This is a genomic window from Spiribacter aquaticus (assembly GCF_007625215.1).
Taxonomy (GTDB): Bacteria; Pseudomonadota; Gammaproteobacteria; order Nitrococcales; family Nitrococcaceae; genus Spiribacter; species Spiribacter roseus.
The window spans coordinates 193,684-208,146 of sequence record NZ_VMKP01000003.1 but is presented as its reverse complement, the minus strand read 5'-3'; the positions used below and the strand labels follow the sequence as shown (position 1 = coordinate 208,146).

At 66.6% G+C, this 14,463-nt stretch carries 14 protein-coding genes and 1 tRNA gene; 8 read left to right on the top strand and 7 right to left on the bottom strand.

The features are described from left to right. Window positions 1-9 precede the first annotated feature (9 nt). Genes FPL11_RS07510 through FPL11_RS07480 form a run of 7 tightly spaced genes read left to right on the top strand, consistent with a single transcriptional unit; the run spans window position 10 to window position 6,292 of the window. The gene (locus tag FPL11_RS07510) at window positions 10-531 is read left to right on the top strand and encodes a DUF4040 domain-containing protein (RefSeq protein ID WP_235013320.1); all 522 of its coding nucleotides are present in this window, start codon (window positions 10-12) and stop codon (window positions 529-531) included. After that, a complete protein-coding gene (locus tag FPL11_RS07505) occupies window positions 528-1,004 on the top strand; it encodes a Na(+)/H(+) antiporter subunit B (protein ID WP_144348068.1) in 477 nt (158 codons plus the stop codon). The genes FPL11_RS07510 and FPL11_RS07505 overlap by 4 nt, the downstream gene beginning before the upstream one ends. Then, window positions 1,001-1,360 (top strand): cation:proton antiporter subunit C, encoded by a 360-nt coding sequence (locus FPL11_RS07500; RefSeq protein WP_110882980.1) that lies wholly within the window; start codon window positions 1,001-1,003, stop codon window positions 1,358-1,360. The genes FPL11_RS07505 and FPL11_RS07500 overlap by 4 nt, the downstream gene beginning before the upstream one ends. Then, on the top strand, window positions 1,357-2,841 hold the full coding sequence (locus FPL11_RS07495) for a monovalent cation/H+ antiporter subunit D family protein (protein ID WP_144348067.1): 1,485 nt from the start codon (window positions 1,357-1,359) through the stop codon (window positions 2,839-2,841). The genes FPL11_RS07500 and FPL11_RS07495 overlap by 4 nt, the downstream gene beginning before the upstream one ends. Continuing rightward, window positions 2,838-4,292 carry a proton-conducting transporter transmembrane domain-containing protein gene (locus tag FPL11_RS07490; RefSeq protein ID WP_144348066.1) on the top strand — a complete coding sequence of 485 codons (1,455 nt, stop codon included), beginning with the start codon at window positions 2,838-2,840 and terminating at the stop codon, window positions 4,290-4,292. The genes FPL11_RS07495 and FPL11_RS07490 overlap by 4 nt, the downstream gene beginning before the upstream one ends. 19 nt (window positions 4,293-4,311) lie before the next feature. Continuing rightward, entirely contained in the window at window positions 4,312-4,617 is a 306-nt protein-coding gene (locus FPL11_RS07485; protein ID WP_110882977.1) for a hypothetical protein, read from the top strand. Further along, window positions 4,589-6,292, top strand: coding sequence for a Na(+)/H(+) antiporter subunit D (locus FPL11_RS07480; RefSeq protein ID WP_235013468.1), 1,704 nt, complete (start codon window positions 4,589-4,591; stop codon window positions 6,290-6,292). The genes FPL11_RS07485 and FPL11_RS07480 overlap by 29 nt, the downstream gene beginning before the upstream one ends. Before the next feature lie 16 nt (window positions 6,293-6,308). Here FPL11_RS07480 and FPL11_RS07475 read toward each other — a convergent pair. Continuing rightward, window positions 6,309-6,384, bottom strand: a tRNA-Thr gene (locus FPL11_RS07475). A 43-nt stretch (window positions 6,385-6,427) separates the two neighbouring features. Next, complete coding sequence (locus tag FPL11_RS07470; protein ID WP_110882975.1) at window positions 6,428-6,901, bottom strand: prepilin-type N-terminal cleavage/methylation domain-containing protein; 474 nt, start codon at window positions 6,899-6,901, stop codon at window positions 6,428-6,430. Between the two features lie 91 nt (window positions 6,902-6,992). On the opposite strand from FPL11_RS07470, the gene FPL11_RS07465 reads away from it, so the two are divergent. Further along, window positions 6,993-7,514, top strand: coding sequence for a GspH/FimT family protein (locus FPL11_RS07465; RefSeq protein ID WP_144348064.1), 522 nt, complete (start codon window positions 6,993-6,995; stop codon window positions 7,512-7,514). Here FPL11_RS07465 and ispH read toward each other — a convergent pair whose 3' ends face one another. The 5 genes from ispH to murJ all read right to left on the bottom strand — a co-directional run bounded on the left by ispH (window position 7,515) and on the right by murJ (window position 14,444). After that, window positions 7,515-8,498 (bottom strand): 4-hydroxy-3-methylbut-2-enyl diphosphate reductase, encoded by a 984-nt coding sequence (gene ispH / locus FPL11_RS07460; protein WP_144348063.1) that lies wholly within the window; start codon window positions 8,496-8,498, stop codon window positions 7,515-7,517. Between the two features lie 42 nt (window positions 8,499-8,540). Next, window positions 8,541-9,020 (bottom strand): signal peptidase II, encoded by a 480-nt coding sequence (gene lspA / locus FPL11_RS07455; RefSeq protein ID WP_144348062.1) that lies wholly within the window; start codon window positions 9,018-9,020, stop codon window positions 8,541-8,543. After that, a complete protein-coding gene (ileS, locus tag FPL11_RS07450; RefSeq protein ID WP_186295109.1) occupies window positions 9,020-11,839 on the bottom strand; it encodes an isoleucine--tRNA ligase in 2,820 nt (939 codons plus the stop codon). The genes lspA and ileS overlap by 1 nt, the downstream gene beginning before the upstream one ends. Window positions 11,840-11,843: 4 nt before the next feature. Beyond that, window positions 11,844-12,797: a bifunctional riboflavin kinase/FAD synthetase gene (gene ribF / locus FPL11_RS07445; RefSeq protein WP_144348060.1), complete on the bottom strand. Its 954-nt coding sequence runs from the start codon at window positions 12,795-12,797 to the stop codon at window positions 11,844-11,846. A gap of 66 nt (window positions 12,798-12,863) precedes the next feature. Continuing rightward, the gene (murJ, locus tag FPL11_RS07440; RefSeq protein ID WP_144348059.1) at window positions 12,864-14,444 is read right to left on the bottom strand and encodes a murein biosynthesis integral membrane protein MurJ; all 1,581 of its coding nucleotides are present in this window, start codon (window positions 14,442-14,444) and stop codon (window positions 12,864-12,866) included. Window positions 14,445-14,463 lie beyond the last annotated feature (19 nt).

The window sequence follows — 14,463 nt, the reverse complement described above, 5'->3', positions numbered from 1 at the left end:
ACCCTGCTGGTGTTGCTCATCGTGGTCGCGGTCACCGTGGTGGTCACCCGGGATCTGCTCAAGGCGACCATGCTGTTCGCCATCTACTCGCTGACCATCGCCGGGCTGTTCGCCACCCTCGACGCGGGTGATGTGGCGCTCACCGAGGCGGCGGTGGGTGCGGGCATCAGCACCGTGCTCATTCTCGCGGTGCTTGCCCTTGTCCCCCGCTACGAGCATCGACGGACCGGCCACAGCCTGCCGGCGCTCGCGATCGTCACGCTGACCGGCGCCGCGCTGATCTATGCCTCGTTCGACCTGCCCGCCTTCGGCCAGCCCGGCAACCCGGTCCATCAGCACCTGGGGCCTTATTTCATCGACCAGACCTATGCGGACATCGGGATTCCCAACCTTGTGGCGGCGGTGCTGGCCAGTTACCGGTCCATCGACACCATGGGCGAGGCGGTGGTCATCCTCACCGCCGGCATCGTGGTCTATGCCCTGCTCTCGCCGCCGCCCCGGAAACGCCGGCGAGAAGAGGATGAACGATGAGAGACAACGCCATCCTGGTCGTCGTGGCCCGCTTTCTCATCCCGCTGGTCATGCTATTCGGTCTGTACGTCCAGTTTCACGGCGAATATTCCCCGGGGGGCGGGTTCCAGGCCGGTGTGCTGTTCGCCTCGGCCTGGATCCTGTTCGTGTTCATCTACGGGCTCGAGACCGGTCTGCGCGTGATTCCGCAACGGGTGATCTACGCCCTCGCCTCGCTGGGGGTGCTGCTCTACGCCCTGATCGGGGTGCTGGGCGTCGTACTGGGCGGCCGCTTTCTCGATTTCTATCCGCTGCTCGATGCGCCCAAGGCGGCGCAGCAGACCGGGATCATCCTCGTCGAGTTCGGCGTTGGCGTCACCGTGGCCGCGGTGGTGATGTTGATCTTCCTGCTGTTCGCCCGCCGCCGCGCCGATACGCTGGCCGCCGGCCTCGATCCCGATGCCACGGATGATGTCACGGTGGACGGGGAATGACGCTGCTGAGCTTCATCAACTACTGGGCGGTGATCGTGCTGATGATGACCGGCTATTACTGCATGATCACGCGCGGCAACATGATCAAGAAAGTCATCGGTCTGGGGATTTTCCAGACTTCGGTGTTCATCCTGTTCATCTCCGCGGGCAAGGTCATCGGCGGCGCGACCCCGGTGCTGCGCGAGGGCGTGGAGCGCTACTCCAACCCCCTGCCCCACGTGCTGATCCTGACCGCCATCGTGGTGGGTATCGCCACCACCGCCGTCGCCCTGGCGCTGACCGTGCGCATTCGCGAGGCCTACGGCAGCATCGACGATGACGCCATCGACGCGGCCGAGGAGGACGACCGCGTATGAGCTCGATCACCGAGCTGATGCCTTTCGTCGTTCTCATCCCGCTGATCGCCGGCCCGGTCTGCGCCCTGCTGCCCGGTCGCGGCCTGCCATGGGTGCTGGCGACTCTCGCCATGACCACGGCGTTCATCCTGGCCGCCATGGTTCTGGCGGCGGTTTTTGATGGCGGCACGCTGAGCTACGCGTTCGGCGACTGGGCCCCGCCGGTGGGGATCGAATACCGGGTGGATGCCGCCAACGCGTTCGTCGCACTGCTCATTACCGGCGTGTCGGCGATCCTTCTGCCGTGGGGCAAGCCATTGGTGGATGCCGAGGTGCCTGAGCGGCAGGGCAGTTTCTATGCGCTCGTGCTCATCGCCCTGGCGGGGCTGCTCGGCATCACGCTCACCGGTGATGTCTTCAACGTCTTCGTATTCCTCGAGATTTCGTCGCTGGCGACCTACGGTCTGATCGCCCACGGCCGCGACCGCCGCGCCCTGATCGCCGCCTTCCGCTACCTGATCATGGGCACGGTGGGTGCCACTTTCCTGCTCATCGGGATCGCCGTGCTCTACATCCTCACCGGTACGCTCAACATGGTGGATATCGCTGAGCGACTGCCGGTGACGGAGGGCGCCCGGGCGCTCCAGGTGGGACTGGGCTTCGTCGTGGTGGGTCTCGCCATCAAGCTGGCGCTGTTCCCGCTGCATCACTGGCTGCCCAATGCCTACACCTACGCGCCATCACTGATCAGTGCCCTGATCGCCGCCACCGCGACCAAGGTGGCGCTCTATGTGATGCTGCGGTTCATCTTCGACGTCTTCGGCGCCGCCTACAGCTTTGCCGCGCTGCCGCTGGCGGCGGGGTTGATGTCGCTTGCCATCGGCAGCATGTTCGCCGGCTCGTGGCTGGCGATCATGCAGCGCAACCTCAAGCGCATGCTGGCCTACTCGTCGATCGCGCAGGTCGGCTACATGGTCCTGGGCGTCAGCCTGACCACGCTTGCCGGGCTGAGCGCCGCGTTTCTGCATCTTTTCAACCATGGCCTGATGAAGGCGGCCCTGTTCGCCAGCGCCGGGCTCATCGCCTACCGCTGCGGCGGCCTGGCGATGAGTGACCTGCGAGGCATCGGCCGGCAGATGCCCTGGACCCTGACCGCGTTTGCACTCGCGGGGGTCAGCCTGGTGGGGCTGCCGCCGACGGCGGGGTTCATCAGCAAGTGGTATCTGCTCAGCGCCGCCGTGGAGGCTGACCAGCTCTGGCTTGTCGGGCTGATCCTCATCACCTCGCTGATGGCGCTGATCTACATCGCGCGGGTGGTGGAAATCGCCTGGATGCAGCCCCGCCCCGAGGATGCCCCCACCGTGCAGGAGGCGCACTGGACACTGCTGCTGCCAGTCTGGGTGCTGGTCGCAGCGAACTTCTGGTTTGGCATCGATACCCGCCTGACCGTGGGGGGCGCCACCCGGGCGGCCCAGGCGCTGGCGGGCGGAGTGTGGTCATGACGCCGTTTCTGGCGGTCCTGATCCCGTTCCTCGGCGCCGCCGCGATCGGCCTTGCCGCCAACCGGCCCCGCCTGCGCGACGGCCTGTGCTTTGCCCTGCCGGTGCCGCTGTTCCTGACCGTGGTCGGGGTGCTCATCCGGCGGGTCGGGGGCGACGATGCCATGGAGCAGACCCTGGTGGACTGGATCCCCGGCGTGTCCATCACCCTGTCGGCCCAGCCCCTCGGGCTGATCTTCGCGCTGCTCGCCTCGACGCTCTATATCGTCGCCACGCCCTACGCGATCGGTTATCTGCGCGCGGGCGGCTACCACCACCTGACCCGGTTCATGGCCTGCTACGCGATCGCGCTGGGCGCCACCATGGGCATCGCGTTCGCCGAGAACCTGCTCACGCTGTACCTGTTCTACGAGATCCTGTCGATTTCCACCTATCCCCTGGTGGCGCATACCGGCACTGAAAAGGCCCGTAGCGGGGCGCGGACCTATCTGGCGCTGCTGCTGGTGACGAGCATCGGACTGATGCTGCCGGCGATCATCTGGATCGGGGCCTCGGTCGGCACGCTCAGCTTCACCACCGGCGGCATCCTCGACGACTCGGTATCACCGGGTGCGGGCGCGCTGCTGCTGGTGGTGCTGCTCTACGGCATTGGCAAGGCGGCGATCATGCCCTTCCACCGCTGGCTGCCGGCGGCCATGGTGGCACCGACGCCGGTCTCCGCCCTGCTGCATGCCGTGGCGGTGGTCAAGGCGGGCGTGTTCAGCGTGCTCACCGTCGTGCTCTATATCTTCGGGCTGGACTATACACAGTCGCTGCTGACCCAGCCGTTGATGCTGTACATCGCCGTATTCACCATGCTGGCCGCCTCCCTCGTGGCGCTTCGGCAGGACAATCTCAAGGCGCGGCTGGCCTACTCCACCGTCAGCCAGCTGGCCTACATCGTCACCGGTGCCCTGCTGGCCACCGAGCTGGCGGCGATCGGTGGCGGGCTGCACATGCTGATGCACGGCTTTGGCAAGATCACCCTGTTTTTCTGTGCCGGTGCGATCTACGTGGCCAGTGGGATCAACACGGTCTCCGGTATGGACGGCCTCGCCCGCCGCATGCCCCTGACCATGCTGGCCTTTTTCATCGGCGCGCTGTGTGTGATCGGGTTACCGCCCACGGGCGGCTTCTGGAGCAAGTGGTACCTCATCAGCGGTGCCTGGAGCACGCAGCAGTACCTGGTGGTGGGGGCGTTCGTGCTGAGCACACTGCTCAACATCGGCTACCTGATGCCGCCGGTGATGCGGGCGTTCCTGCGCCCACCGCCCGATGACGAACCGGCACGCTACCGGGTGTCCGAGGCGCCGGCGCTGTGTCTTGTCCCACTGCTGGTGACCGCCGCCGGCACGCTGGTGCTGTTCATCCTCGCCGATCCCGCCTATCGACTGCTGGCCATGGGGATACCGTGATGACCGCAAGGAAGCACGCATGAAAATGACGACTGCGACTGCCGCGATGATCGGTGCACTGGTCCGGCACGGCCGGCTGGTGCGGGGGACGATGATCGGCCTCATGGGTCTGTCGGTGCTGCTCGACGTGCTCAAGCCATCGCATTACAGCCGCTTTCCCTGGGACGGCATACCCGGCTTTACGGCCGTCTTCGCGTTTCTCGGGGCGCTGCTGTTGATTGGCGTGTACAAGGCCATCGGCTATGGCCTCGTCTATCGGCGCCCGGACTACTATGCCGAGCCGGACGACGACACCGATGATCACGGAGCGTCCGGACATGGGTGAGTGGCTGCATCCCGCGCTGCTGCTGATGCTGGGCGCCCTGCCCCTGGCGGTGCTCCAGGGGCGGCAGCGACAGGTCTGGCAGCTGGTCCTGCCACTGCTGGTGCTGGCGGCGGTGGTCGCGCTGCCCGCGGGGCTGACCATTCGCCTGGAGCTTGCCGGACTCGAGCTGGTGCCACTGCGGGTCGACAAGCTCAGTCTCGCTTTCGCCTACGTCTTCGCGCTGATCATTTTCATCGGCAACGTGTTCGCGCTCCAGGTCGACGACGGGGCCCAGCATGTGGCCGCGGCGTTCTATGCGGCATCCGGCCTGGGGGCGGTGTTCGCCGGCGATCTGATCACGCTCTACGTGTTCTGGGAAATCATGATGATCGCCTCGGTGTGGCTGATCTGGCGGCGTCGCCGCCAAGCCGCCTACGAGGCGGGGTTCCGCTACCTCATCATCCATGCCCTCGGGGGGATGCTGCTGCTCGCGGGCATCATCGCCTACTGGCTTCACACCGGCAGCCTCGCCTTCGAGGCGCTTGACGGCGGTGGCCCGGCCTTCTATCTGATTCTGGTGGCATTCCTGATCAATGCCGCGGCGCCGCCACTGCATGCCTGGCTGCCCGATGCCTATCCCGAGGCCACCGTCACCGGGACGGTGTTTCTCAGCGCCTTCACCACCAAGACGGCAGTCTATGTCCTGGCACGGGGCTTTCCGGGCACGGAGCTGCTGGTGTGGCTGGGTGTCTTCATGACGCTCTACGGCGTGATCTATGCCTTTCTGGTCAACGACATCCGCCGGCTGCTGTCGTATCACATCATCAGCCAGGTGGGTTACATGGTCGCGGGTGTCGGGCTGGGCAGCGCGCTGGCCATCAGCGGCACGACCGCCCATGCCTTCACCCATATCCTCTACAAGGCGCTGCTGCTGATGGGCGCCGGGGCGGTCCTGCAGATGACCGGACGCAGCCGGCTGACCGAACTTGGCGGCCTCTACCGCACCATGCCGGTGACCTTTCTGCTCTATATGGTCGGCGGGCTGTCGATCTCGGCCTTCCCGCTGTTCAGCGGCTTCGTGAGCAAGACCATGATCATTGAAGCGGCCGCGGTGGAGGGACGCGGGGTGATCTTTCTGCTGATGACACTGGCGGGCGTTGGTACCTTCATGAGCACCACCCTGAAGCTGCCCTGGTACACCTTCATGGGCCAGGATTCGGGCCTGCGGCCGCCGGAGGCGCCCCTGAACATGCGCATCGCAATGGGAATCGCGGCGTTGCTTTGCTTTGTCATCGGCATCGCACCGGGGTGGCTGTACGCCATCCTGCCCTACCCGGTGGAGTATCAGGCGTATACCGCCGGTCATCTGATCAAGGAAATGCAGCTGCTGCTGTTCACCGGGCTGGGATTCTTCCTGCTGGTGGGCGTGCTCGGCGGCAAGAACAAGATCAGCCTCGATCTGGACTGGTTCTACCGCGTGCCCGGCAAGCGGGCGCTGGACCGCCTCGGTGGCGGGGTCCGCCGGGTTGATGCGGCGGCGCGGCAGGCGTTCATGGCACGCTTTCAGGCACTCGAGGGCTGGGCCACGCATCTGCGACTCAGTGGCTGGCCCCTGCGCAGCTGGCCGACCGGCTCCATGGCGCTCTGGACGGCGGTGGTCCTTGCCCTGCTGCTGGTCTTTGGCCTTGGGAGATGAGGTGCGGCGGGAAGACTGGTGCCGGCGCACGGATTTGAACCGCGGACCTACGCATTACGAATGCGTTGCTCTACCAACTGAGCTACGCCGGCAATCGGGACATAATGTTAGACGAGGCGTGCGGTTCAGACAAGACTAGCGCCAGCAGCGCCGAACGCGATCCGCGGCGGTCTGGACCGCTCCCGCCAGGTCGGCCATCACGCCACGGCGGCCATCATCCCGCACCACCAGAGCCGCACACCCCGGGGCCTGAGCCCCATGTCCATCGGTGGCCCGCGGTCGGACCCGCAGCTGCCAGGCAACCGGGTCGGTGGTCATGCCACCCCAGGTCGGCTCGCCGGGGACACCGGCCTCAAAACGATAGCGATCCGACAGACGTAACCGGCAGGCCGCGTCCGAGCCGGCCACCGCAAAGCCGGCATAGTCCTTACCCTCCAGACGATGCCGGTCCAGCTGGCCGGCAAGCTCGAGCAGGCAGGCGCCGGCTTGGGTGGATTCAACCCGACTCATGGGCTGGAGGTACGCCGGCACGGCCGCCAGTGCGAGGATGGCCACGATCGCCAGGGCGATCAGCATCTCCAGCAGCGTGAATCCGTTAGAAGGGCGCATGCCTCCAAGCTGCCAGACTCCGACCAGCGGGCCTCGACGCAGCGGACCAGTGCGCTAGATTGGACGATCACCGGAGTCAAGGCGATCTTCAATGCCCGCACAGCACGGCCACACCCTGCTCGGACTGCTCGTCACGCTCGCGCTGGCGGCGGTGCTCGTCATGCTGAGTGCGCCGGGTTTCTCCGACCTGGCCCATAAGGCGCGGCTCGACAGCGCCACCGACCGCCTGCACGCGGCGGTCCGGCATGCCCGCCACGCGGCGGTGACACGCGGGCGGGCGGTGGTGATCGCCGCCACCGACAAGGCTTGGCACAAGGGCTGGATGATCTTTGTCGATGCCAACGGCGACGGCCGCCGCCAACCCGGCGAGGAGCGGCTTGCGACCGCGGCCGCTTTACCCACTTCCATCACCGCGGCCACCAATGCCGGCATTGGGGGAGCGCTGCACTACCAGCCCAGTGGCGCCACCCGCCGTCCGGGTGGCAGCCTGCAGATGGGCACACTGTCGCTGTGTCAGCGCACGCCGGCGGGCCGGCTGCGCGCGACCCGGTCAATGATCGTCAATGCCGCCGGACGGGCCCGCATCGAGTCCGCCGCGGCATCGGCCTGCTGATCAGTCGGCGACCGTCTTGATCTCGCCACGCTTGGGGATCGCCCGCAGCAGATCACGCGGCATTGAGAACACCACATCCTCAGTGTAGCTGCCGCTGGTGTCCGGGCGCTGTGCCCCCCAGTCCACCAGCTGATCGATCACCGCCTGCACCAATGATTCGGGGGCGGAGGCGCCGGCGGTCACCCCGATGCGGCCGGCGTCGGCCACCCAGTCGCGCTCGAGTTCGACGGCGCGATCAATCTGGTGGGCGGGCACACTAAGGCGCTCCGAGAGCTCGGTCAGACGGCGCGTGTTCGAGCTGTTGGTCGACCCCACGATCACCATCACGTCCACCTCGCCGGCCAGTTCGCGAACGGCATCCTGACGATTCTGGGTGGCGTAGCAGATGTCGTCCTTGCGCGGCGCCTCGATACGCGGAAACCGCGTCTGAAGGGCCTCGATCACCGATGCCGTGTCATCCATGGACAGTGTGGTCTGGGTGACGAAGGCCAGATCATCCGGGTTCTTGACGGTCAGCGCGTGGGCGTCCGCCGGCGTCTCGACAAGGTAGATGCCGCCCTGGTCGGCGCGCTCCCCGACGTATTGACCGATGGTGCCATCCACCTCCGGGTGGCCATCATGACCGATCAGGATCACTTCACGGCCCTGCCGGGCGTGCTTGCGCACCTCCATATGCACCTTGGTCACCAGCGGACAGGTGGCATCGAACACGTGCAGGCCACGCTCCACCGCTTCGTCCCGGACCGACTGGGATACCCCGTGGGCCGAAAAGATCAGCGTCGACCCGGCGGGCACGCCATCCAGTTCCTCGACGAAGATCGCCCCCTTGTCCCGCAGGTCGTCGACCACCAGGCGGTTATGCACCACTTCATGACGCACATAGATCGGCCGTCCGAACGCCTCCAGCGCCTGTTCGACGATACTGATGGCACGGTCGACGCCCGCGCAGAAGCCGCGGGGGTTGGCGAGTCTGATTTCCTGCATTGTGCGAGTCTCCCATGGCGGATCAGGTACGGTCCCGGCGACTCAGCGAGCGCGTCGCCAGTCCAGCCAGGCCGTGAGAAGGATCATCACGACGCCCAGCGTAATCGCCGTGTCGGCCACGTTAAAAGCCGGCCAGTGCCAGCCACCGTAATGAACGTCGATAAAATCGATGACCGCGCCCAGCCGGACGCGGTCGATGAGGTTTCCCACGGCGCCGCCCAGTATCAGTCCCAGCCCCGCGGCCTCAAGGCGTCGCCCGCCCGCCAGGCTGCGCAGCCAGTGCAGCAGATACAGGCTGACGGCCACCGCCACCCCGATCAACAGCCAGCGCTGCCAGCCTGCGGCATCGGCCAGAAAGCTGAACGCCGCACCGGTATTGAAAGCGAGGGTCAGATTGACCAGGGGCAGCAGCGCTTCGGGCGTGTAGGGCGACAGGCTGTTGAAGGCCAGCCACTTACTGGCCTGGTCGACGACCAGCACTGTCAGACCGAGCAGTAACCCGAATCGCAGTCCGCTGCGCATCAGACGAACCGGCGTGTCTCACCGTCGCCGGCGATATTGCTGACACAGCGCGAGCAGATTGCCGGATAGTCCCGATCCTCTCCCACATCGGCGCGCCGGTGCCAGCAACGCTCGCACTTGTCATGCCCGCTTGCCTGGACGCTGAACAGAAACCGCGTCCCGTCGCCCAGATGCGCGGCCTGGGCCTGGTCATCCGCCTCGGATAGCGGATGCACCCGCGCCGCGGAGGTGATCAGGACAAAGCGCAGCTCATCACCCAGGGCCTGCCAGCGCGCCGCCAGCGGCTCAGGGCAGTACAGATCAACCTCGGCTTCAAGTGTCGCGCCCAGCTGCTGGTCGTTGCGCATGGCCTCGATCCGTTTGGCCACCGCGTCGCGCAGCGTCAGGACATCCTCCCAGAAAGCCCGATTCATCAGCCCATCGTCGAGCGGCGTCAGCCCCCCGTACCACTCGGCCTCCAGGACCGTCCCGGCATGCTCGCCGGGCAGATGCTCCCAGATTTCGTCGGCGGTAAAGGACAGCACCGGCATCAGCCAGCGGACCAGTGCCTCGGCGATATGCCACATGGCCGTCTGCGCGGAACGCCGCGGGATACTGTCCGCCCCGGTGGTGTACTGGCGATCCTTGATGACATCCAGGTAGAAACCGCCCAGATCAAGCACACAGAAATGGTGAACGCGCTGGTAGAGCTGATGGAAGTCGAAGCGCTGGGCATCATCGATGATGGCCTCCTGCAGCTGCAGGGCGCGGTCGACCACCCAGCGGTCAAGGGCCAGCATCTGCCCGGACGCGAGGGCATTGGCCGACGGTTCGAAGCCGTCCAGATTGGCCAGCAGGAAACGCGCCGTGTTGCGCAGCCGGCGATAGGCATCGGCGGTGCGTTTGAGGATATCGTCGGACACCGCGATCTCGCCGGTGTAATCCGACGAGGCCACCCAGAGTCGCAGGATATCCGCCCCCAGGGCGTTCATGACCGACTGGGGCGCGACGACGTTGCCCTTTGACTTGGACATCTTCCGGCCCTGCTCATCCACCGTGAAGCCGTGGGTGAGCACGGTCTTATACGGCGGCCTGCCGTCAATCATCATGCCGGTGAGCAGTGACGACTGGAACCAGCCGCGGTACTGGTCGCTGCCCTCCAGATAGAGGTCGGCCGGCCACTGCAGGTCATCCCGCCCGCGCAGCACCGTGGCGTGCGTGGTCCCGGAGTCGAACCAGACGTCGAGGATATCGGTGACCTTTTCGTAGCGCTCGGCCTCGTCACCCAGCAGCTCCCGCGCGTCGAGCTCGAACCAGGCATCGATCCCGTCCTGTTCCATGCGCTGCGCCACTGCCTCGATCAGGCGATCGGTCTGCGGATGCGGTTCGCCCGTCTCGCGGTCGATGAAAAGCGCGATCGGCACTCCCCAGTTACGCTGTCGCGAGATGCACCACTCGGGCCGGTTGGCGACCATGGCGGCCATGCGCTCCTCGCCCCAAGCGGGATGCCAGTCCACCCGCGGCAGTGCGTCGAGGGTACGGGCACGGACCTGCGAGGCCTCGAGGTTGAGAAACCACTGCGGGGTCGCGCGAAACAGGATCGGTGTCTTGTGCCGCCAGCAGTGCGGATAGCTGTGGGCATAGGGCTCGTGATGGGCAAGGGCCCCCGACGCCTCGAGGCGTTCGACGATGCCGCGGTTGGCATCAAACACGAACTGCCCGGCGAACTCGCCGCCGCGGAAGCGTCCGGCGTCGTCGATGGGGTTTTCCAGCGGCAGGTGGTAGGCCTGACCCACCTCGAAATCGTCGGCACCGTGGTCGGGCGCCGTATGAACCGCTCCGGTGCCGGCCTCGGTGGTGACGTGCTCGCCCATGATCAGCGGCACGTGGCGGTCCAGGAATGGATGCACGAGGGTGAGTTCCTCGAGATGCTCGCCCCGGCACCGTCCAACGATACCGAAATGCTCGATGCCATAACGGGCCAGCGCGGTCTCGTGCAGGGCCTCGGCCAGCAGCATGTACTCGCGGCCATGCTCAACGGACACCAGCACGTAGTCGAACTGCGGGTGCAGCGCTACCGCCTGATTGGCCGGGATCGTCCACGGTGTGGTGGTCCAGATCATGACTGAGACCGGCGCGTCGCCCACGTCGACACTGGCCCCACAGCGCCGTGCAAGCCCCTCGCCATCCAGCGCGCGAAACCGCACATCGACGGCGGGCGAGGTATGGGGCTCGTACTCGACTTCGGCCTCGGCCAGCGCCGAGCCGCAGTCCATGCACCAGTGCACGGGCTTGAAGCCGCGTTTGAGATGGCCATTCCGCACGATCTCGCCCAGCGCCCGCAGGATGTTCGCCTCGGTCCGGGGGGCCATGGTCAGATACGGGTTCTGCCAGTCCCCGAGCACGCCCAGGCGCTGGAAATCCTCGCTCTGCCCGGCGACCTGCTCGGTGGCGAACTCGCGGCAGGCATCGCGGAAAGCGCGCTCGCTGACCGCTTCGCCGGCCTTGCCGATGGTCTGCTCGACCTTATGCTCGATGGGCAGGCCATGGCAGTCCCAGCCCGGCACATAGACCGAATCGAAGCCATCCAGACTGCGGCTTTTGACGATCACATCCTTGAGGATCTTGTTGACGGCATGGCCGATATGAATGCTGCCATTGGCGTAGGGCGGCCCGTCATGCAGTACATAACGGGTCCGCCCACGGCGCGCCTCACGCAGACGCTCGTAGACGCCCTCCTCGCGCCAGCGCGCCAGGCGCCGGGGCTCGCTCTTGGCCAGGCCGGCGCGCATCGGGAATGCGGTCCTCGGGAGGTTGAGGGTGTCCTTATAATCGCTCACGGATTCATCCTGCGCTGTTGGCTGTGAGATAACCGTGGTCCACGAACCACGTCCGGGCCGCGGCGACATCCGCGGCAATCTGTTCTTTCAGGGCGTCGAGGCCATCAAAGCGTTCTTCACCGCGCTGCCGGGTCAGAAACTCCACCTCAATGGGGCGACCGTAGAGATCGCCGGAGAAGTCCAGCAGATACGTCTCGAGCAGCGTCTCCACACCGTTGACGGTCGGGCGCGTACCCAGGCTCGCGACTCCGGGGCGCGGTTCGCCCAGGCCATGAACCCGGACATTGAAAATGCCGCGCATCGGCGGCGGATGCGGCCCGAAACGGATATTGGCCGTCGGCCAGCCCAGCTCCCGACCCAGCGCCTCGCCGTGGGCGACCCGCCCGGTGATGCGCAGGCGGTGGCCGAGCAGACGTTCGGCGGTGGCCAGATCACCCGCCTCGAGGGCTTCACGAACGCGGGTACTGCTGACCCGCGAATCGCCGTCATGGACTGTGGGCATGCGCTCAAGCTCAAAGCCGAAGGCCTGCGCCGCCGAGCGGAGCATGCTGAAGTCGCCCCGGCGTCGATGCCCGAAGCGGAAGTCATCGCCCACCATGAGAAACCGCACGTCCAGGGCGTCGATCAGCAGTCGGCGCATGAAATCCTCCGCCGGCTCCCGGGCAAGGCGATGGTCAAAGCGCAGGCACAGGGTGCGCTCCACGCCCAGCGATTCGAGGATGCGCAGCTTGTCGCGCAGGCGGGTGATGCGCCCCGGCGCCCGGTCGGGCGTGAAGAATTCGCGCGGCTGGGGCTCGAACAGGATGACGGTCGCCGGCCGCTGAAGCCGGCGGCCGGCCGCATGCAGGGCTTCGATCACCGCCTGATGGCCGCGATGGATGCCGTCGAAGGTACCGATGGTGGCCACACACGGCCGGTGCCGCTGCTCGAGGTTATGCGCGCCGCGGATGAGTTCCATGCTCTGTATCCAACCCGATCATGATCAACCCGTAGTATACGGGAGCCGGTGGCCATCCAGCCATGTTCACGCCGGTGGCTCGCGGAACTCGCCCGGCCGCACGCCGAGCAACCATAGCACCAGTCCATAGACCCCGGCGCCAAGCACGATCACGCCGGCCAGCCAGGCGATCCGCAACGGGGCGTCCAGGGCCAGCCACAGGGCGGGCTCCCCGGCCGCGGCCTGCAGGCTGAACGCCATCGCCAGCAGGGCCGCCAGCACCCGCCGGGATAACCGCCCCCAGCCGGGCAAGGGTTGATAGATGCCCTGCCGGCGCAGGCCCCGCAGCAGCAGGGCGGCGTTCACCCAGGCCGCGAGGCCCGTGGCCAGGGCCAGACCGGCATGGGCGATCCCCGTGCCGATCAGCAGTGCCACCAGCGAGAGGCTGAGGACCATGTTGACGCCCATCGCGATGACCGCGCAGCGGACCGGTCCGCGGGTGTCCTGACGCGAGAAGTAGCCGGGCACCAGAACCTTGACCAGTACGAAGCCGAAAAGCCCGATGCCATAGGCCATCAAACTCCAGTGAGCGGCCTCGACGTCAGCGGCGCCGAACTCGCCATAACCGAACAGGGTGGCCAGCAGCGGCGAGGCCAGCGCGATCAGACCCAGGGTGGCCGGTGCAATGATCACCAACGCCAGCCGTAGCGCCCAGTCCAGCGTGGCATTGAAGCGCTCGGGACTGGCTTCGGCATGCTGCGCCGACAGCCGCGGCAGGATGACCGTGCCCAGCGCAATCCCGAATACCCCCAGCGGAAACTCCATGAGCCGGTCCGACCAGTAGAGCCAGCTGATCGAGCCCACGACGAGGAATGACGCCAGGATGGTATCGAGCAGCAGGTTGATCTGCTGGACCGACGTACTGAAAAGCGTCGGCCCCATCAGGCGCAGGATCCGCCGCACCCCCGGGTCGGACCAGCGTGGCCAGGGCGCCGCCAGTACGCCGCGTCGCCACAGGAAAGGCAGCTGCACCGCGAGCTGCAGGGCGCCGGCCACCGGCACCGCCAGGGCCAGGGCCATGACCCCGACCTCAAGGCGTGGCGCCACACCAATGGCCGCCGCGACCAGGCACAGATTGAGCAGCACCGGCGCGAATGCCGGCGGACCGAAGGACTGATAGGTGTTGAGCACCGCCGCAGCGGCGGCGGTCAGGGCGATCAACAGCAGGTACGGAAAAGTGAGCCGAAGCATTTCGGCAGTCAGAGCGAGCTGGTCGGGCTGATCGACAAACCCCGGCGCGAACACCCGCACAAGCACCGGCGAGCCCAGCATGGCGAGCCCCGTCATGACCAGCAGGATCACCGCGAGACAGCCGCTGACACGCCCGAGCAGCTGCCGCACCGCGGCATCCCCGCCGTGCTGGCGGGCGTCGGCCAGGACCGGGACGAAGGCCTGCTGGAAGGCGCCCTCGGCGAAGAGCCGGCGCAGGAAATTGGGGATCTTGAACGCCACGAAAAAGGCGTCCGTCGCCGCGGAGGGCCCGAAAATGACGCCCAGGACAATGTCCCGCGCCAGCCCCATGACCCGCGACACCAGCGTCCAGCTGCCGAACGTCATCACCGACTGCCAGAGCCTGGCTGCCGGCCTGATCGCATTATGAGTTGACATTCGGGCGCTGCCTTCGCAT

Bases quoted from the DNA above. Each gene is read 5' to 3' on its own strand.
- FPL11_RS07500 (WP_110882980.1), top strand. From the start codon at position 1,001: ATGACGCTGCTGAGCTTCATCAACTACTGGGCGGTGATCGTGCTGATG.
- FPL11_RS07490 (WP_144348066.1), top strand. From the start codon at position 2,838: ATGACGCCGTTTCTGGCGGTCCTGATCCCGTTCCTCGGCGCCGCCGCG.
- FPL11_RS07495 (WP_144348067.1), top strand. From the start codon at position 1,357: ATGAGCTCGATCACCGAGCTGATGCCTTTCGTCGTTCTCATCCCGCTG.
- FPL11_RS07470 (WP_110882975.1), bottom strand. From the start codon at position 6,901: ATGCGCCCTTCTAACGGATTCACGCTGCTGGAGATGCTGATCGCCCTG.
- FPL11_RS07465 (WP_144348064.1), top strand. From the start codon at position 6,993: ATGCCCGCACAGCACGGCCACACCCTGCTCGGACTGCTCGTCACGCTC.
- FPL11_RS07480 (WP_235013468.1), top strand. From the start codon at position 4,589: ATGATCACGGAGCGTCCGGACATGGGTGAGTGGCTGCATCCCGCGCTG.
- ribF (WP_144348060.1), bottom strand. From the start codon at position 12,797: ATGGAACTCATCCGCGGCGCGCATAACCTCGAGCAGCGGCACCGGCCG.
- murJ (WP_144348059.1), bottom strand. From the start codon at position 14,444: ATGTCAACTCATAATGCGATCAGGCCGGCAGCCAGGCTCTGGCAGTCG.
- ispH (WP_144348063.1), bottom strand. From the start codon at position 8,498: ATGCAGGAAATCAGACTCGCCAACCCCCGCGGCTTCTGCGCGGGCGTC.
- FPL11_RS07485 (WP_110882977.1), top strand. From the start codon at position 4,312: ATGAAAATGACGACTGCGACTGCCGCGATGATCGGTGCACTGGTCCGG.
- lspA (WP_144348062.1), bottom strand. From the start codon at position 9,020: ATGCGCAGCGGACTGCGATTCGGGTTACTGCTCGGTCTGACAGTGCTG.
- FPL11_RS07505 (WP_144348068.1), top strand. From the start codon at position 528: ATGAGAGACAACGCCATCCTGGTCGTCGTGGCCCGCTTTCTCATCCCG.